The organism is Cupriavidus sp. UYPR2.512 (assembly GCF_000379565.1).
Lineage (GTDB): Bacteria > Pseudomonadota > Gammaproteobacteria > Burkholderiales > Burkholderiaceae > Cupriavidus.
The window spans coordinates 1-18088 of sequence record NZ_KB903193.1 but is presented as its reverse complement, the minus strand read 5'-3'; the positions used below and the strand labels follow the sequence as shown (position 1 = coordinate 18088).

17 protein-coding genes, 1 rRNA gene and 1 pseudogene are annotated in these 18088 nt (G+C 66.4%); 9 read left to right on the top strand and 10 right to left on the bottom strand.

The annotated features are described in order from the left end of the window. Positions 1–133 precede the first annotated feature (133 nt). Positions 134–246: ribosomal RNA gene (rrf, locus tag A3A5_RS0134290) — 5S ribosomal RNA — on the top strand. Positions 247–319: 73 nt separating this feature from the next. Here rrf and A3A5_RS0134285 read toward each other — a convergent pair. From A3A5_RS0134285 to A3A5_RS0134270, 4 genes are all read right to left on the bottom strand, one after another. Then, on the bottom strand, positions 320–571 hold the full coding sequence (locus A3A5_RS0134285; protein ID WP_018314952.1) for a hypothetical protein: 252 nt from the start codon (positions 569–571) through the stop codon (positions 320–322). Between the two features lie 23 nt (positions 572–594). Continuing rightward, entirely contained in the window at positions 595–1053 is a 459-nt protein-coding gene (locus A3A5_RS0134280) for a MarR family winged helix-turn-helix transcriptional regulator (RefSeq protein WP_018314951.1), read from the bottom strand. 148 nt (positions 1054–1201) lie between these two features. Further along, positions 1202–1438, bottom strand: a complete 237-nt coding sequence (locus A3A5_RS0134275; protein ID WP_026201418.1) for a hypothetical protein — start codon at positions 1436–1438, stop codon at positions 1202–1204. Between the two features lie 85 nt (positions 1439–1523). After that, positions 1524–1976, bottom strand: coding sequence for an Ohr family peroxiredoxin (locus A3A5_RS0134270; protein WP_018314949.1), 453 nt, complete (start codon positions 1974–1976; stop codon positions 1524–1526). Between the two features lie 200 nt (positions 1977–2176). Between A3A5_RS0134270 and A3A5_RS0134265 the strand changes: the two genes are divergently transcribed. Both A3A5_RS0134265 and A3A5_RS0134260 read left to right on the top strand, forming a co-directional pair. Beyond that, positions 2177–2806, top strand: a complete 630-nt coding sequence (locus A3A5_RS0134265) for a TetR/AcrR family transcriptional regulator (protein ID WP_018314948.1) — start codon at positions 2177–2179, stop codon at positions 2804–2806. 23 nt (positions 2807–2829) lie between these two features. Continuing rightward, positions 2830–3939, top strand: a complete 1110-nt coding sequence (locus A3A5_RS0134260; protein WP_018314947.1) for an alkene reductase — start codon at positions 2830–2832, stop codon at positions 3937–3939. Positions 3940–4044: 105 nt separating this feature from the next. Here the strand turns inward: A3A5_RS0134260 and A3A5_RS0134255 are convergent, their stop codons facing one another. Beyond that, positions 4045–4428 carry a hypothetical protein gene (locus A3A5_RS0134255; RefSeq protein ID WP_018314946.1) on the bottom strand — a complete coding sequence of 128 codons (384 nt, stop codon included), beginning with the start codon at positions 4426–4428 and terminating at the stop codon, positions 4045–4047. Positions 4429–4790: 362 nt separating this feature from the next. Between A3A5_RS0134255 and A3A5_RS0134250 the strand changes: the two genes are divergently transcribed. Together A3A5_RS0134250 and A3A5_RS0134245 are read left to right on the top strand one after the other, a co-directional pair. Then, entirely contained in the window at positions 4791–5996 is a 1206-nt protein-coding gene (locus A3A5_RS0134250) for a M48 family metalloprotease (protein WP_018314945.1), read from the top strand. Between the two features lie 8 nt (positions 5997–6004). Then, positions 6005–11527, top strand: a complete 5523-nt coding sequence (locus A3A5_RS0134245) for an AAA domain-containing protein (RefSeq protein ID WP_026201417.1) — start codon at positions 6005–6007, stop codon at positions 11525–11527. A gap of 76 nt (positions 11528–11603) precedes the next feature. On the opposite strand, the gene tolA is transcribed toward A3A5_RS0134245, so the two are convergent. From tolA to A3A5_RS0134230, 3 genes are all read right to left on the bottom strand, one after another. Continuing rightward, a complete protein-coding gene (tolA, locus tag A3A5_RS0134240) occupies positions 11604–12356 on the bottom strand; it encodes a cell envelope integrity protein TolA (RefSeq protein ID WP_018314943.1) in 753 nt (250 codons plus the stop codon). A 41-nt stretch (positions 12357–12397) separates the two neighbouring features. Further along, a complete protein-coding gene (locus A3A5_RS0134235) occupies positions 12398–12922 on the bottom strand; it encodes a hypothetical protein (protein WP_018314942.1) in 525 nt (174 codons plus the stop codon). A gap of 168 nt (positions 12923–13090) precedes the next feature. Next, a complete protein-coding gene (locus A3A5_RS0134230) occupies positions 13091–13459 on the bottom strand; it encodes a VOC family protein (RefSeq protein WP_018314941.1) in 369 nt (122 codons plus the stop codon). A 115-nt stretch (positions 13460–13574) separates the two neighbouring features. Here A3A5_RS0134230 and A3A5_RS45895 point away from each other — a divergent pair, with 115 nt between their 5' ends. Then, positions 13575–13946, top strand: a complete 372-nt coding sequence (locus A3A5_RS45895) for a lipase family protein (protein ID WP_018314940.1) — start codon at positions 13575–13577, stop codon at positions 13944–13946. A 236-nt stretch (positions 13947–14182) separates the two neighbouring features. On the opposite strand, the gene A3A5_RS0134220 is transcribed toward A3A5_RS45895, so the two are convergent. Next, positions 14183–15196 (bottom strand): AraC family transcriptional regulator, encoded by a 1014-nt coding sequence (locus A3A5_RS0134220; RefSeq protein WP_018314939.1) that lies wholly within the window; start codon positions 15194–15196, stop codon positions 14183–14185. 240 nt (positions 15197–15436) lie between these two features. On the opposite strand from A3A5_RS0134220, the gene A3A5_RS0134215 reads away from it, so the two are divergent. The 3 genes and pseudogenes from A3A5_RS0134215 to A3A5_RS0134205 form a co-directional block, all read left to right on the top strand. Then, the gene (locus A3A5_RS0134215; RefSeq protein WP_018314938.1) at positions 15437–15841 is read left to right on the top strand and encodes a hypothetical protein; all 405 of its coding nucleotides are present in this window, start codon (positions 15437–15439) and stop codon (positions 15839–15841) included. Beyond that, on the top strand, positions 15838–16512 hold the full coding sequence (locus tag A3A5_RS0134210) for a glutathione S-transferase family protein (RefSeq protein ID WP_026201416.1): 675 nt from the start codon (positions 15838–15840) through the stop codon (positions 16510–16512). Before A3A5_RS0134215 ends, A3A5_RS0134210 begins: the two co-directional genes overlap by 4 nt. A gap of 79 nt (positions 16513–16591) precedes the next feature. Then, positions 16592–16918: pseudogene (locus A3A5_RS0134205) on the top strand (MFS transporter); the annotation flags it as partial. Between the two features lie 270 nt (positions 16919–17188). Here the strand turns inward: A3A5_RS0134205 and A3A5_RS0134200 are convergent. Next, positions 17189–18088: biotin/lipoyl-containing protein (locus tag A3A5_RS0134200; RefSeq protein ID WP_018314935.1), on the bottom strand; the 900-nt coding region annotated here is incomplete at its 5' end.

The window sequence follows — 18088 nt, the reverse complement described above, 5'->3', positions numbered from 1 at the left end:
GCTTGATCCTATAACCAGTGTGTTTTGCCTGGTGAGTGATTCGCCTGTGCCCTCGGTTGGCACAATACGCACAACCAAGACTACATCCCTATTCGTGACGCTGGCTTCAACCCCAGCGTCACAACCCCTCATGCCTGGTGACCATAGCGAGCTGGAACCACCCCTTCCCATCCCGAACAGGTCCGTGAAACAGCTCCGCGCCGATGATAGTGCGGATTCCCGTGTGAAAGTAGGTCATCGCCAGGCTCTTATCCCCAAAACCCCTCGACAGCGTGTGCTGCGAGGGGTTTTGTCTTTGGCGGCTCGGAATCTTGCGGGCTCAGTAGTCCGCCAGCTTCTCGCCGTCGACTTCCATGAGCTGGTCCAGGCGCAGGGTCTCGCCAGTCTTGAGCGTCAGATATTCGGCGCCGCCCCGGCTGTACACGTCGGTAATGGTGGCGGTGCGCTGCTGGAGCAAGCCATCGGCGTCGCGGTAGTGGATCTGCGTGGGCCTGCGCACGGTGGCGAGGTCTTCCAGGCGGTCGTGGAACTCGCAGCTGATCGGGCTGTACTGGGCGGCTGTGCTGGTCATGGCTATGGATCCTGTGTGCTGGTTCATTCGCTGTCTTTCACCGACTGGATCAGGTTGTTGCGCAGCGACGCAACTGCCTTCTGGATCCGGGCGAATTCGTCCGGGGCCAGGCCGGTCGCTCCGGCGAGGCTGGATTCCAGGCGCCGCTCGCGCAGCTTGCGGCCGGCCTTGGTCAGGCGCACGCGTACCTGGCGCTCGTCTTCGGGGTCGCGCTGCCGCTCCACATAGCCCATGGCCTCCAGCTTCTTCAGGATCGGCGTCAGGGTGTTCGATTCGAGAAACAGCTTCTCTCCCAGGCTGCCGACGGTCTGGTCGTCCTGCTCCCATAGCGCAACGATGGTGATGTATTGCGTATAGGTCAGCCCCAGTTGCTCAAGGACCGGTTTGTAGGCCTTGCCGAAGGCGAGGTTCGCGGAATAGACCGCGAAGCACAAGAAGTCCGAGAGCGTCGGGGTTGCGGCGGGCTTGTCGGTGGGTTTCATTTGCTGCCTCGTTGGCCAAAGACGGATGGATCGCAAGTGTCGATTATAGATCGTGTGCGATTTGATCGCGGGTGCTATAACTTTCCGCGGCGCCAGGAACCGGCAGAGAATCGTGCGCACGATCTGGCCTCCGCGGTGCTACACGGTCTCAGGCGCGTGCGCCGTCGAGGTAAGGGTCGACCTTGCCGCGGGCGCCGTCGTAGTACGGACTGCGCGTGCCGTGTACCGAGCGTGCGCCGTCGGTGTACGGATCGGCTGTGCTGGTGACCGAGCGGGCGCCCTCGGTGAAAGGGTCGCGCGCCGAACCGGCGGCTTGCGCGGCGGCGGCGGTCAACAGGGCGGCGGCGACAACGGTGTAGCGGGCGATGGAGGTGAGTGTGGTCATGGTATGCATCCTTGTATCAGGTGATGTTTAATCGTATACGATTACATCGCATACGACTAATTTGAAATAACGAAAAGTCAGGGAGTTACGACGTAAACACGTTCAGCGCCACCTCGATATTGCCGCGGGTTGCCTTCGAGTAGGGGCAGATCGCATCGGCGGCGTGAGCGAGTTGCGTAGCGACATCCTGCGGCAGGCCCGGCGCGCGCAGGTTCAGGCGGGCCTGCAGGAAGTACTCCGCGCCGGTCTGGCCCAGGTCGACTTCGATGTCCACGGCCAGGTCGGACGGCAGTTCCAGCTTCATCTCCTTGGCCACCAAGCCGATTGCGGCGATGTAGCACGCCGACCAGGCGCCCGCGAACAGTTGTTCCGCGGTCGGGTGGGGCTGGACGGTCGTGAACACGTGCGCCGGGGTGGTGCTGTTGCCGGGCGACAGCGCGATGTCCAGCGTGCCGTTGTGGCCGCGCGAGGTAACGCCGGCGCTGCTGTGCATGGTGTGGGTCTTGCCGGTGGCGAGGACTTTTTCGATCTTGCTCATGGAATGGATCTCTGGTGGTTGTCAGTTGTATTTAAATCGCATCCGTTTAGATCGCATGCGATGTAATGCATATTGGAACATGGCTCTTCCCTTGTCAAGGAAATATATCGTGTGCCCGAAATAGGGCCGGAAATGCGTCCTTGCCTACGCTTGCGCAGTGCCGTTTGACATCCTAAGACGACTGGTCATATTATTCCGCCATGGCACGCACTGCAGACAAGACCGACATCCCCAACCGTTTGACGAAGGCGGGGCGCGAACTGTTTACGCGCCACGGCTACAACGCCACCGGCATCCAGCAGATCACTGACCACGCCGGTGTGCCGAAGGGGTCGTTCTACAACCATTTCGAGAGCAAGGAAGCGTTCGCGGCGGTCATCGTCGCGCAATACGCGGATTTCCTGCAGCGGTCGTGGGAGGCGATGACAGATGAGGCGCCGTCTGCGCCAATGGCAGCGATCCGCTATGTCTTTGCCCGGATGATTGCGTACCACGAATCGAGGAAGCTGCAGGCTGGGTGCCTGATAGGTAACTTCGCGGCGGAGATTGCCTTGTCGAGCGAAGTCTGCCGGGCCGCCCTGCAAGCCGCGCAACTGGCGTGGCGCGAACGCCTCGCCGGCATGATCTGCGAGGCCCAGGCGCACGGCGATATCCGCGCCGACATCGCGGCTGCCGAGCTATCCGGGCTGGCGTGGGATGCCTGGGAGGGCGCCTTGCTGCGCATGAAGCTCGAATGCTCTGTCGAGCCGCTGCGCCGCAGCGTCGACCTGATGTTTGACCACCTGTTCCAGCCGGCCGCTAACGGCGGTTCTGGCCGCAACAAGCCATAGACCAACCACGGAGTAAGTGATTCATGGGTGTACAGAACGAAGCCTTCCTCGCCGACGCGCTGTTCCAGCCGATCAAGCTGGGCAAGCTCGAGCTCGCCAACCGCATGGCCATGGCGCCGCTCACGCGCAGCCGGGCCGACGACAACCTCGTGCCGACCGACATGGTGGTCGAGTACTACAGCCAGCGCGCCAGCGTGGGCCTGATCATCGCTGAAGCCACGCAGGTCTCGACCACTGCCCAGGGCTACACCAATACGCCGGGCATCTACACCCCCGAGCAGATCGCTGCCTGGAAGAAGGTGACCGACGCGGTGCACGCGAAGGGCGGCAGGATCTTCCTGCAGATCTGGCACACCGGCCGCATGTCGCACACGCACTTCCAGCCGGACAACCAGGCCCCGGTCGCTCCGTCGGCCATCGCCGCCAATGCCAAGACCTACATCAACGGCAAGGGCTACGTCGAATGCTCGGTCCCGCGTGAGCTTGAGGCTGCAGAGATTGCTGGCATCGTGGACGACTTCCGCATCGCTGCGGCCAACGCCGTTCAGGCCGGCTTTGACGGCGTCGAAGTCCATGGTGCGCACGGCTACCTGCTTGACGCTTTCCTGCGCGACGGCACCAACAGGCGCACCGACGCGTATGGCGGCAGCATCGAAAACCGCTCGCGCTTCCTGCTCGAAGTCATGGCTGCCGTGGTCAAAGAGATCGGTGCCGACCGGGTCGGCGTTCGCCTGGCACCGGTGTCGCCCGTCAACGACGCGCTGGAGAGCAATCCGCAGCCGCTATTCGAGCACGTCGTGCGTGAACTGGAGAAGCTGCACCCGGTGTATATCCACGTCGTCGAAGGCCACACGGGCGGCCCGCGCGACAACGCGCCTTTCGATTATGAAGCGCTGCGCCGCCTGTACACCGGCGTATGGATGGTCAACAACGGCTACTCCAAGGAGATGGCCGAAGAGGCGATTCGTCGTGGCAGTGCCGACATGGTTTCGTTCGGCCGCAAGATGATCACCAACCCCGACCTGCCGCGCCGCTTCCGCGAAAACAAGCCGCTGAACCGTCCCTTTGAAGACGCTTCGCTGTACGGCGGCAATGGTGCGCACGGCTACGTCGACTACCCGGAACTGGGCTGACGCCAGCAAAAAAAGCGCCCTTTGGAGCCGGGAGAAATACGTTCCAAAGGGCGCACAAGCGCGTTTGATGGCTGCCTGCCTGAGGCAGGCTCGCTGTCCATGGGCTTATGCCAAGGCGCCATCGGTATAGACGTCGAACTTGCGCGCGGGATCGGCTGAAGGACCGCTGCGGTCCATGCCGGCCAGGGCGCCGTCGGTGTAGACGTCGAATTTTCGGGCAGGATCGGCCGACACGCCACTGCGGTCCAGGCCAGAAACGGAGTGCTCGTGGACGGCTGGCGTCTCAACGCGGGTACCGTCGATGAAAACGTCGAAGCGGCCGGCCCGCGCACCGTCGCTATAGACGTCGCGCATCTCGACGCGGAAGGTGTAGCCGGATTTGTCGCCGGCAGGAGCGCTGTCGCGGGCTGCGGCATGGGCAATGCCGGCAGTGCAGACGGCTGCAATCGCGGCGGTGGCGAAGATCGTGTTGGCGAGCTGGCGGATCATGGCGGTACTCCGATTTGCTGTACGAAGGGCAGAACGCGGCGGGCGTCCTCTCACTGATACGCAGAAGCTGTGCCACCGGATGCGGACCGACAAAAATGGAGTCGCAGCCCCGTCATCAGCGAATTCCGCCCGGTTGGCGGAGCAAATGTTGGGCAGAAACAGACTTGCGGCGTATCAGCCGCCCGCCCAAACCAACAGCTTCAGCCGTCGGCCAGTTCCCGCGCTGGCATCCCCGCCTCCGGCTGGTCTCGACAGCGTTAAGCTGACCATGGCCAATGCGGGCATTGCCTGCGCTGATGGATGGCGCCTACGCCATGTTCCCCCTGTAGAATCGGCCTCCACGCAACCCTGGAACGTCCCGCATGGACTCTCACGCCCCGGATCGCGGCGCGCTGGTGCCGCTGGCCTATCACGCAACGGTGGTCGACTACCTGCGCCGCCATGAGCCCGAGGTCTGGCGCTGGGCCGGCGCCCGCGCGACCGGCGCCGATCAACGCGAGGCACTGCGCTCGATGCTGCTGCGCGACACCTACCGCATCGAGGCGGATGCGCATGCCGACGTACATGCGGCGCTGGCCGAGGCGATGACACGGCTCGGCATCGACGCGCGCGCGACGCTCTACCAGTCCCCGGGCCAGGACATGAACGCCTCGCTGGTCTACGTGCCGGGCGAGGTCCACATCGTCCTGCAGGGGCCGCTGCTGGATCGGCTGTCGCCGCCGGAGCTGCTGGCGGTGTTTGGCCACGAACTGGCCCACTACCTGCTGTGGTCGCGCGACGACGGCCGGTTCCTGGTGGCCGACCGGGTCCTGAACGACGCGCTGGCCGCGCCCGGCGCCAGCGCCAGCCATCGCGAGACCTGGCGCCGCTACGCGCTGCACACCGAGCTGTTCGCCGACCGCGGCGGCGCCGTGGCAGCCGGCGCGGTGGCGCCGGCCGTGTCGACGCTGGTCAAGGTGGAGACCGGCATCGGCAGCGTGGACGCGGCCGCCTACCTGCGCCAGGCGGCCGAAATCGAATCCCGCGAGGCGGGCGCAAGCGCCGCCCACAGCCATCCCGAGACCTTTATCCGGGCGCGCGCGCTGGCGCTGTGGTGGGAGGGCGCGGCCGATCTCGATCCATGGATCGAAACCCGGCTGCACGGCCCGCTGGCGCTGGAGCAGCTGGACCTGCCGGGGCAGGTCCGGCTGCAGGGGCTGACACGCGGCTTCCTGGCGCACTTCCTCGCCGGCACGGCGCTGGCGAGCGAGACGGTGCTCGCGCAGGTGCGGATGATGTTCCCCGACTGGCGCGACGACGAAGCGGCAATCGGCCCCGAGGGGTTGGGGCCGGACGTGGCCGACGACAGCGTGCGCGGCTACCTCAACGCACTGATGATGGACCTGGCGCTCGCCGACCCCGACCAGCAGGACGCGGCGCTGCTGCGCGCCGGCCAGGTGGCGCGGGCGCTCGGCAGCCTGGACGCGCTGCAAGGCAACCTGCGCCGCGACGCCGGCTTCGGCAAGCGCGAGCTGGACCGCCTCCAGCGCCAACTCCAACGCGAACTGGCCAGGGAGGGCCGGGCATGACTGAGGGCATGAATGAGAGCACGACCCACGGCACGAACACCATTCCGGGTATGAGCGGCAGCAGGGAGCCGCGCACGCTGCGCGCGCTGATCGATGCGCAGGCGGGCGCGGCGCTGCCGACCGACGACGTCCTGGTGCTGGTGTTGCCGCTGTTCGCGCAGGTCGCCGCGCTGCACGCGCAGGGCAGGGTGGCCACGCTCGATCCCGACAGCATCCTGGTTGACGCGGACGGCGGGCTGCGCCTGCGCCGGCCCGATGGCGAAGCCCCGGTCATGGACATCGGCGCGGTGCATCGCGTGCAGCCGCATCCGGCCTCGGGCCTGAACATCGTCGGCGCGCTGCAGCTCGGCCACGCCGATGACGGACAGCGCGACCAGGCCGACCTGGCGTTGCAGCTTGACGCTACGGCGCCGGTCGAACGCCCGGTCTATCTGCGCGGCCCGGCCAGCTGGGAACGCCTGCTTGGCCACCACGACGAGATCGGCGACGTCTTCCTGCTCGGCATGGTGCTCGCGAGCCTGGCCTGCGGCCTGGACTTCGCCGACGAGGACGACCTGCGCGGTTTTGTCGCGCAGCGCCGCAACCTGTTCCTGCTGCACGAGCGCTTGCATCCGATCCTCGCCGCGGTGATCGTCGAGATGACCGAGATCAACCGCCACGACCGCGCGACCGATGTCGCCGCGCTGGCGACCCGGCTGCGCACGTGGCGCGAGCAGCCGCCGGGACTGGACGTCGAACGCGCGCTGGCCGGCACGATGGGTGCCACGCCGCGTCGTGCCGCCGTGCTCACGCACCTGCGCGACCGCCTGTTCGATCTCTCGCGGCGCAACCGCCTGCTGCACTTCCGTCCGACCGCGGCCACCGTCAACGTCACCGTGGCCAGCGTGCCGCTGATGCTGCAGATCGAAAGCGTGCGGCCCGAACACATCTGCACCTGGGGCGGACCGTTCGCCGCCGACCTGGTGGCGGGCAAGCCGGTGTCGCTGCAGCGCTGGCTGCGCTTCGACGACCAGCCCTACCTGCCGGCGTCGCTCGACCGCCTGATTGCCGAGACCCGCCGCGACCGCGCCGAATACGGCTTCAGCAACCTGCGCCTGGTGGTGGCGTTCCTGCGCTGGCACAACCTGAAAGAGGCGCCGGACGAGCGCATCGTGACGCCGCTGCTGTGGCTGCCGGTGGAGCTGGTCAAACGCAAGGGTGTACGCGACCAGTACATGATCCAGTGCGCGGGCGGCGAGGCCGAGTTCAACCCGGTGCTGCGCCATTACCTGCACCAGCTGTACGACATCCGGCTGGACCAGACCGTGGATCTCGACAAGACCTCGATCGAGGAGATCCATGCCGGCATCCTCGCGCAGATTCGCCGCTCCGAGCCCTCGGTCGAACTGCGCCTGGTCGACAAGGCCGCGGTGCGGCTGGTGCGGCAGAAGGCGCTGCAGCGGATGCAGCAGTTCCAGCGCCGCAGGCCGGGCACGGCCGCCGCGCGCAGCGGCGGCTGGCTGCCGCCGTACAGCTATGCGCAGGACGACTACCGGCCGCTGGGGCGCGCGCTGTTCGAGCATTGGGTGCGGCCGAGCGAGCTGCCGCAGCGCTTCGAAGCCGGCGCCACGCCAGGCGCCGGCCCGCGGCAGCCGCATATGAGCGGCTCCGCCGCCGCGCAAGGCGAAGAGCGCCAGGGCTACGTGCTGGAGGAGTCCGAGGGCCACCGTTATGCCTGGGACCTGGACCTGACGCAGGTGACGCTGGCCAACTTCAACTACCGCAAGATGTCGCTGGTGCGCGACTACGCGCAATTGCTGGACGAACCCGGCGCCAATCCGGCGTTCGACCGCGTGTTCTCGATCGATCCGCGCGACGTGGAAACCCAGGCGCCCGCGCCGCTCGCACCGGCCGAGCAGTGGAACGTGGTGGCGGCCGACGCGACCCAGAACGCCGCGGTCGGCCTGGCGCGCAGCCAGCGCAGCTTTATCATCCAGGGCCCGCCGGGCACGGGCAAATCGCAGACCATCACCAACCTGATCGCCGACTACGCCGGCCGCGGCAAGCGCGTGCTGTTCGTCTGCGAGAAGCGCGCCGCGCTCGACGTGGTGTTCCATCGGCTCAAGCAAAGCGGGCTGGACTCGCTGTGCTGCCTGATCCACGACTCGCAGACCGACAAGAAGGCCTTCATTGCCGACCTGCGCGCCTGCTACGAGCAGTGGATCGCGCAACCCGATGACGGCGACGCGCTGGCGGCGCGCCGCATGCAGGTGGCTGAGGCGCTGGCGGCGCACCAGCAGCGTATCGACGCGTTCGAGGCCGCGATGGCGGCAGCGCCAGAGGCACTCGGCGACAGCGTGCGTGCGCTGCTGCGCCGCGTGGCGGCGCTGCCGGCCGTGCCGGACGCGGGGCCTGCGCTGCGCGAGCGCCTGCCGGCGCTGGCCGCATGGGACCGTCAGCGCGATCTCGCGCACCGCGTGCACCGCGCGATGCGCGAACGCTTCGGTCTCGACAGCCTGGCCGCGCATCCGTTCGCGCGCCTGTCCCCGCCACTGCTGGCCGACGAGCGCGCCTATGGCCGCGCCGAGCAGTTGTGCCATGACGCCGAGGCGCTGTTCGATGCGCTCGACCCGCTGCTGGACAGCACCGTGAGCCTGACCGGCCAGGACACCGCGCTGGAGCAGGCACGCGCGATTGCCGCCGACAGCCAATGGCTGCTCGACGCGGGCCTCGCCGCGCACCTGGACCTGCTTGATCCGGCCTCGCCGGCGCAAGGCGCGCTGCGCGAGGTCCGCGCGGAGCTGGAGTCGCGCGCGCGGGCACTCGCCGACGCGCAAGCCGCAACCTCGAACTGGCAAAACAAGTTGAGCTCCGGCGATACCGAATCCGCTCTGGCGCTCGCGCGGCGGCTGGAGCCGTCGTTCGCGCGCTGGCTGCAGCCCGCATGGTGGCGATTGCGCGGCGAACTGAAGCGCCGCTATGACTTCGGCAAGCACGCCGTCCATCCGGGCTACGGCAAGGTGCTGGCCGCGCTGGCCGCCGAGCATGCGGCAAGCGCCGCGCTGGCAGCGGCCGATGCCGACAGCCGCCGCCGCTACGGCGTGAGCGAGATGCAGGCGTTCCTGCGCGCGCTCGGCGAACTCGAGCAGCGCCTGCAGTCGGGCGCGGGCCCGCGCGAACTGGTCGCGCATCTGCGCCAGGCTGTCGATCCGGTCGTGGCGGCGCGCGCCGAAGCCGGTGCGCGCGAAGCGCTGGAGAAGCTCGCGCAGCGTGTGCGCGACGGGCTGGCACTGGCCCCCGACGCGCGCCTTGGCGACATCGCCGAACTGCTGCGCGACCTGCGCGAGGCGCTCGATGACCTGCCAGACCTGTTGCCGCTGCTGCGCGCGCTGCACGCGGGCGACCCCGCCTGCGCCGCCACGCTGCAGTGGCTCGATCACGCACCGGCACAGCTCGAGGCGCTGGTGGCCGACGAGGCGCTGCGCCGTCTCTCGCGTGAGAACCCGGTGCTGGCGCGCTTCGGCGGGGCGGCGCTGGCGCAGGCGGCGCGCGCCGTGGCGCAGGGGCAGCGCGAGCTGCTCGCGCTGAACGCGCAAGTGGTGCGCGCCACGCGGCACAAGCGGTTCGCCGAGCATGTGCGCGTGTCTTCGCTGTCGGCCACGATGCTGGACGCCGACGGCAAGGCGTTCAAGAAACAATATGCCATGGGCCGCCGTGAACTGGAGCATGAGTTCGGCAAGAGCATGCGCCACCGTTCGATCCGCGATCTCTCCGACGACGAGACCGGCATCGTCATCAACGACCTGAAGCCGATCTGGCTGATGAGCCCGCTGTCGGTGTCCGACACACTGCCGCTGTCGGCGGACCTGTTCGACGTGGTGATCTTCGATGAGGCCAGCCAGATTCCGACCGAAGAGGCCGTGCCCGCGCTGAGCCGCGCGCGCCAGGTGGTGGTGGTCGGCGACGAGATGCAGCTGCCGCCGACAAGCTTCTTCACGGCCGGCGGCGCCGAGGGCGACGACGAGATCGTCGTGGAAGAGGAGGGCGACCGCATCGCCATCAACCTCGACTCGGACAGCCTGCTGAACCAGGCCGCGCGCAACCTGCCAGCCACGCTGCTGGCGTGGCACTACCGCAGCCGTCACGAGTCGCTGATCAGCTTTTCCAACGCCGCCTTCTACGACGGGCGCCTCGTCACCATTCCCGACCGCTTGCTGGAGCAGGCCGAGGACGAGGCGCCTGCGCTGCGCTCGGACCAGGAGGACGCCGGCATCGCGGGCGCCGACGCGCTGCTGGCGCGGCCGGTCAGCTTCCATCTGCTGGCAGACGGCGTCTACGCCGACCGCCGCAATGCGCCCGAGGCGGGCTATATCGCCCGGACCGTGCGCGAACTGTTGCGCCGCGAGACTGGGCTGAGCCTGGGCATCGTGGCGTTTTCCGAGGCGCAGCAGGGCGCCATCGAGTCCGCGCTCGAGGCGCTGGCCGCCGAGGACGCGGACTTCGCGATGCGCCTCGAACGCGAGTACGTGCGCGAGGACGACGACCAGTTCAACGGGCTGTTCGTCAAGAACCTGGAGAACGTGCAGGGCGACGAGCGCGACGTCATCATCCTGAGTATCTGCTACGCACCAGGACCGGACGGCAAGATGCTGATGAACTTCGGCCCGATCAACCAGCGCGGCGGCGAGAAGCGCCTGAACGTGATCTTCAGCCGCGCACGCCATCGGATGGCGGTAGTGTCGACGATCCAGGCCGAGGCGATCACCAACGTGCATAACGACGGCGCGGCCGCGCTGCGTGCGTTCCTGCAGTTCGCGCAGGCGAGCGCGCGCGGCCGGTTCGAGCGTGCCCAGGCGGTGCTGGGCGCGCTGAACCCGGGCGCGCGCGACGTCTTCACTCGCGAGGCCACGCCGGACAGCATCCGCGACGCACTGGCCGGGGCGCTGCGTGCGCGCGGCCACCAGGTGCACGCCAACGTCGGCCGCTCGCAGTTCCGCTGCGACCTGGCCATCGCCGATCCGTCGGGTCAAGGCTACGCGCTGGCGATCCTGCTCGATACGCCGTCCGAGGCGGTGTCGGACACCGCCGAGCGCTATGTATTCCGCCCCGGCATCCTGCGCAGCTTCGGCTGGCGGGTGCTGGACATCCCCGGCAAGGACTGGCTCGACGATGCGGACGCGGTGCTGGCCCGCATCGAGGCCATGCTGGCCGAGGGCGAGGATCGCGCGCTGGACGTGGAGGTCGAGATCCCGGTGCCGTTGGCGAAGCCGGCCGCGGTGCAGGATGCGGCGTCAACGGGCGAGGCCCGGACGGACGCGGCGACGGCATCGGCTGCGCAAGCGGAGCTGGTGCGGACGCTGCGCTTCGAACAGGGCACGTCGCGCAAGTTCTGGCGTGCCAGCGTGCGCGGGGCGGAACTCTGCGTCACCTATGGCCGCATCGGCAGCGCTGGGCAGACCAGCGTGAAGGCGTTCGACAGCGCCGAGCGGGCGCGGCGCGAGGCGGACAAGCTGGTGGCGGAGAAACTGCGCAAGGGCTACGTGGAGGCGTAGCGCCTGGACAGGGCGGCCGGCGCGCATGCTCCGGGAAATCCATGCCCGCCAGGTTGGGGCGCAGGAGGCGGCGCGACTAGCCGCCCTCGTCCCTGGGCCAGAAGGTAATGAGGATATTGGCAGGCGCGACGCCGTTTTCGTCGCGCGGTAGCGGGTCGGATCGCTGCACCGCGCGCAGCACGGCGTTGTCCCAGGCCGCATTGCCGCTTGACTTGGCGAGCCGCGTTGACAGCACTGAGCCATCCGGCGCCATGGCCACGGCCACTACCGCCGCCGGATTGCCGCTGACGTCTTCATTGAAGATGATGTTCGGCTTGACCCGCTGCCGGACCCGCTCGGCATAACCGGACGAAGGCTTCGTGCCGGAGCCGGAGCCGGCCCGCGTGCCTGTATTGCCCGCCTGCGCCCGCAAGCGCGCCAGTTCGCCCTGGCGCTGGGCATTGTCGGACTGGCGCTGCGCTTCCATCGCCTTGCGCTGCGCCTCCTTGCGGGCCGCCTCGGCACGGGCCTGGCTCTCGCGCTGCCGCGCTTGTGATTCGTCGCGCGCGGCCTGCTGGGCCTTGCGCTGCTTTTCCTGCAGCGAGATGTCGGCCTCCTCCTCTTCGGCCGGCTTCGGGCTTGGCACCGGCGTGATGGCAGGCGCTGGTGTCGCGGCTTCCGGGATCGCCTCCCACAGTTCGGCCGCAACCCCCTCCGGTGCCGCGCTGCGCCAGCGCACGCCATAGTAGAGCAGTACACCCAGCAGCAGGTGCATGAACAAGGCCAGCAGGAAACACGTCAAGGTGCCCCGTTCAGGCACTGGCTGATAGGGATAGGCGACGGTCTGCATGGATTACGCGCCTTGCCGCTGCTCGTTTTGCGCTTGCTCTCCTAGGTACCGCCAGTTCCGCCGGCGGACGCATCCGCATGCCTCTCCAGTTTCAGGTACGAGTCAGCCGCGACCAGGCCGAACACGATGTGGGCAATGGCAGTGACCCAGCCTCGCGCTTCAGCAAACCATGGGAAGGCGGCAGTCATGCCGTGGAAATTGACCAGGTACAGGACCAGGCCGAACAGCGCCCCCACCACCGAGGCCATGCCGACGCTCGAATCGAAACGGAACGGCGCCATGATCGCTGCCAGGATCACCGCAAACACGACGGAGAGCACGAAGTGGACCACCACGGCCGCTACCAGCACGCTCATCTGGAAGGTGGCAGCTTGCGCCAGCACATCACGGCCCAGCATGATCGCCGCGATCATGGTCAGCGGCTTCCAGGCGCTGGCCCCCATCAACATGGCCGCCAGCAAGTCGAGCACCAGGAATACCACCCCGGCGACGAGGCCTGCCAGCGCCGCCGCACGCCAGTCCGGCCACCGGTGCGCGTAGCGATGCGATTGCATATGAAGTTCCATGACGTCCTCCTTTGATGCGGCAGAAACCAGAGCCGCTTTCCAAGGCGCAACTTCATTCTATGGGGTGCAACCGCATCAACCAAGCGCAGTCAACGCTGCAAAACATCGAGCGGGTGTGGCAGGGCGCCAGTGTCTCGTCAAAGGCTCACGGCAGCGGGTGCTTGCGTGCTAGCCCTTCGTGAAGATTTCCAGAAAGTGCCTGCTCGGATCCTCGAAGTAGATCCGGCGGCCGCCATCGTCCGTGTTGACCTCGCCGGGGCGGCGGCGGTACGGGTCCGCCCAGTATGTCAGGTTGCGCGCGCGGATGCGGGCAAAGCCCTGATCGAATTCGTCATCGCTGACCAGGAAAGCATAGTGCTGCAGGGCAACATCGCCTTGCGCATCCATGAAGTCCAGGGTCACGTCATTGTCCAGCCGTACGCCGAGAAACGGCCCGAACGGCTCGGCCGGGGGACGTCCGAGGATCTCGCAGAGGAAGTCGGCAGAAACCTTCTTGTCATGAGAAAAGACGATGGTGTGGTTGAGCTGGATGGCCATGTCGCAATCTCCGGGAAGGGGGCAAGGAACAGCGAGCAAGCCGGCCTGCGACGGCCTGCCGGCCTTCATGCAGAAGCTGACGTGCGCCACGCTTGCAGAGTAGCCAGCGCCGGTAATGACGGCAACCTTGCCTTGCAGGCCGGCCTGGCTGGCGCTTCAGTTGCCTGGGGACATCACACCGCCAGGCTGTGAGCGGCTAGCGGCGGATCTCACGCTCGCGCCACCGGTGAACCAGCAAATGTTGGGTCTTGTCGCCCCAGCTGCGCCGGTGTACGTGGTGCACTTCCAGTTAGACGAAATCGCGCCGTACCAGGGTGGGCACGATGGCGCGGTCAGGTGGTGCAACCATGGCGCGACCGTGCAGTTCGACACATTGGTCGTACCCAGCCATGCGGCCAGCGCTGTCGCCGCGATACCGTTAGCCCTCACCTATATAAAGAACCGGTTCGCGGGACTGCCGGCGCCGTATAACTGCGGCAGTTTCTGAAGGGGCATGGGCTGCCGCGTTTAGCGGCAGCCTAGTCCTGCGCCGAACGGCGCCTCCGACTTTGGCCACTTCGCAGTGCGCGCCGCTTAGTCCAGCGCAAGTCCCGCGTGCGCCAGCAACCGGCGAAACACAGCCAGGCGTGCATCGCCGGTCTCCGCCGGAACAGCGTGGGGTCGTGCCGGATCTCGTCGGCCATCACCGCACGGATCTCGTAGGCCGGCTTGTTGGCGCGCTTTTCACTTATCCAGAGAGGGTGTTCGCCTGAGCTCCCCTGGACTTTTCCCCGTCCATTGTCGGAATGCCCGGATGAAACTGGCCTCGCTGCCGAACCCGGCGGCGATCGCTATCTGCTTCAAAGGCCTGGAGGTTCGTGTAAGTTGCCGGATAGCCAGATCACGTCTGACCTCATCCTTCAGGCCCTGAAGCGAGACGCCTTCTTCTGCCAGGTGCCGGTAAAGGGTTCTCGTTGAAACGTTCAGCATCGCGGACACTGCGGCCGACGTCGAGACCTCGAACCCATGCGTACGGAAAAGCTTGCGAATTCGCTGCGAAAGGAGCCGGTCGCGCTTGTACTGGAGCACGATGAGCGGCAGAGGACGAAGTAGCATCTGCCGCAGATCGCGATCGTCCCGCCGCACGGGTAATTGCAGATACTCCGCGTCGAAAACCAGGCTGGCCTGGGGCGCTTCGAAATCGATCGGCCCGCGGAACATCAAGTCATACGCCCTGGCGTGCCGCGGCTTCTTGAATGGGAAGGTGGCGCGCGACAGCGGGATGCGGGAATCGACCAGCCAACACGCGAAACCGTGAATATTCCGAAGGGTACTTACCAGGCAAAACTCACGTTGCCGGAGCAGGTCACCGTTCTCGCGGATGACGAGATGCGCCAGCCGAGCCTCAACGCTCAGTTCCAGCTTAATGTCATTCACCAGCAAGCCATAGTGCCGGCACCAGCGCAGCAGAGCTACCCGCAAGTTCTCCGACGGCAAGGAGGCGCGGCAAAGCATCCCATTAGTTCCCCACGGGAGCCGTTGCGAGAACCAGCCAAGCCCCTCGTCGTCGAGCTCCTGCATTGCAGCCGCCGATAACGCTTCGAACTGATCGGCACTCACGCGCGCATCCTCGCTCCGCAGTAGCGACGGCGAAATATGCGCTTGGCGCAGCGCTCGCCGTGGTTCCACGCCATAGCGCTCGTACGCCAGCACGATGGAACGAACAAACGCGATGGGTGTTTCTGCAGCCGAGCTCATGTCTGGTGAGTATTGGCCCAATTGGCACGATCTGCAAGGGAGTTGGCACGCTTTGCATCCGCTGTTGCCCTATGCTCGGCGGAGTTGGCCGTGGTTCAGATCACGGCGCTGCTGGAGTGGCCGCGGGCATCTCGTCATGGTTGCCTCGGGCTGCGACGGTGGGCGAGGCGTGGCCATGGCTGCGGCGCTGGTAAAGCTGGCGGGCGTCGTGGGAGTGCTTGAATTCGGAGGAGAGTCGATATGGATAATGGGATCGCCAAGTCATGGCCAAAACAGGTAAGGATTGTCGAAGTCGGACCGCGGGACGGCCTCCAGAGTGAAAAGCAGATAGTTCCTGCCGCGGTAAAGATCGAGCTTATCGAACGTCTGGCGGATGCGGGATTGCCGGCGGTGGAAGCCACGGCCTTCGTGTCGCCACGGTGGGTGCCGCAGATGGCAGACAATGCTTCGGGCAACGTTGCCACCGAGGACGTTGTCTACTTGCTCAGCTCCATGGGGATCGAGACAGGTGTCGATATGGACAAGCTGCTCTCGGCCAGCGCCTTCATCTCGGATCATCTGGGCCGCCGGCCGGCTTCCAAGGCGGCACGGGCCCTGATGGCGAATCGCGGTCACGTCACACCGAAGGGGACCTGCCAGTCATGACCATTCTCTATCACTGCATGAGTGCGCGCTCCTTCCGTCCCCTCTGGATGCTGGAGGAGCTGGGCCGGGAATATGAGCTGGTGATGCTTCCTTTCCCGCCGCGCATCCTGTCGCGGGATTTTCTGGGCATCAATCCGCTGGGTACGGTTCCATTCCTGATCGACGGGACGACAAGGATGTCAGAATCGGCTGCGATCTGCCAGTACCTCTGCGCAACCAGTGCGCCCACCTCGCTGCAGGTCGAAGCAGGGGAAGACGATTTCGGCGCCTACCTGAATTACCTTCATTTCGGTGAGGCTACCCTTACGTTTCCGCAGACGCTGGTCCTTCGCTATTCGAGATTCGAACCAGAAGCGCGGCGCCAGCCGACAGTCGCCGCGGATTACGCGAAATGGTTTCTGGCGCGCTTGCGCACACTGGAACCGGTAATCGAGAAGCACGCATACCTGTGCTCGGGTCGTTTCACCGCGGCCGATGTTTCCGTGGGCTATGCCTTGCTGCTCGCACAGCACTTGGGACTCCAGCCGCGCTTCATGCCGGCGACAGCGGATTACTGGCAGCGTTTGCAGCTGCGACCTGGCTTCATCCGTGCCCTGAAAGCCCAGGAGGCGGCAGCGCTGGCGCAGGGCATTTCGATTGTCCATGGGCCGGACACCGCGCCAGGCACGTAGGCTGGCGGGGGCTCCTGAAGCCGGGATGGTGCAACCATGTGTGCCTGTCCATCGCCACGGCGCACGACGCATCCTCTACTTTATTGGGGGCTGCGGTTTCAGCACGGTCATGTTCTGGATCGCGTTCTTCACGTGTTTGTTCATGGTGTACGCGCTCAGTTCCTGGCTGACAAAATTGATGGCCAACGCGGGCTATAGCCTCGGCTCCGCGCTGACTTTTGTGCTGGTGTTGAATTTCGGCGCCATCGCCGGTGCGGTCGGCGGAGGCTGGCTGGCCGACCGCTTTCACATCAAGCATGTGCTGGTGGTGTTCTTCGCGCTGGCGGCCGTGTCGATCGCCATGCTCGGCTACAAGGTTCCGACCGCGGTGCTGTACTTTCTTGTCGGCATGGCCGGCGCCACGACTGCGCTGAGAGGGGAGCGTTCACCAGGGGTTGACGGCTTGCGTCCGGCGCCGCCGCTGGGGAACGATTGTCTGGAATGAGGCTAGTTCCCCGGTACGCTGGCTCCGTGCTTCTTGCAAAAAAAGAGGTGGCATCGCAGGCGATGTCCCCCCAGCTTGCTGACAAAGCCAGCCTGCGTGCTGCCAGTTTGCTTCCCCCTCCCGCTTGCGGAAGAGACTAAAGCACGTTCGCACGTGCCGACAGGCCTAAGCCTTGTCGGCAACCTGCCGATATCAAGCCTCAAACGCCAGCAGTTGCGCCCCTTCGGTCACTTGCTCGCCGATGCCGTACAGCACCTCGCTGACCACGCCGTCGGCCGGCGCGCTGATGGTGTGCTCCATCTTCATCGCCTCCATCACCAGCAGCGGCGCGCCGCGCGTGACGGTGCTGCCGGCCTCGACCATCACCGCGATGACCTTCCCAGGCATCGGCGCGGTCAACTTGCCGCCTTCGCTTTCTGATTCGCCTGCATGGGCCAGGGGACCGAGCCAGGTCAGCGTGACGTGACGACCGGCACTGAAGACGTGGACCATCTCGCCATCGAGATGCACCTGGCCGTGCGTGCGGCACGTGCCGAGGTCGACGCGGATATCGTCGGCCTTGCATTGCGTGGAGAATTGCCCAGCCATGCCCGCGTAGTACAGCGTGCTGCCGCGCTCATTGGTGTTCAGCGTCACGTCGAGCACCTGCTCGCCATAGCCGAAGCGCAACTGGCGCGACGCGCCGCCGTTCAGCCGCCACGCGCCGCCATGGGTCCACGGCGAATGCTGGTCGGCGGCATCGATACGTCGTTCCTTGTTCTCGCGATCCAGCAGCGCCGCCACGGCCAGGGCGATGACTTCCATGCCGACCGGCGCCGGCGGCGGGAACAAGACCTTCTCGTTGCGCTCGATCAGGCCGGTGTCGAGATCGGCGGTGCGGAACGCCTGGGACGACACCAGCCGCTGCAGGAAGGCCACGTTGGTCGACAGCCCCACCACGTGGTAGGCCGCCAGCGCCTGGCGCATGCGCGCNAGCGCCTCGTCGCGGTCCTTGCCCCAGACGATCAGCTTGGCGATCATCGGGTCGTAGAACGGGCTGATGGTGTCGCCCTCGCGCACGCCGGCATCGATGCGGATACCCGCCGGGCCGTG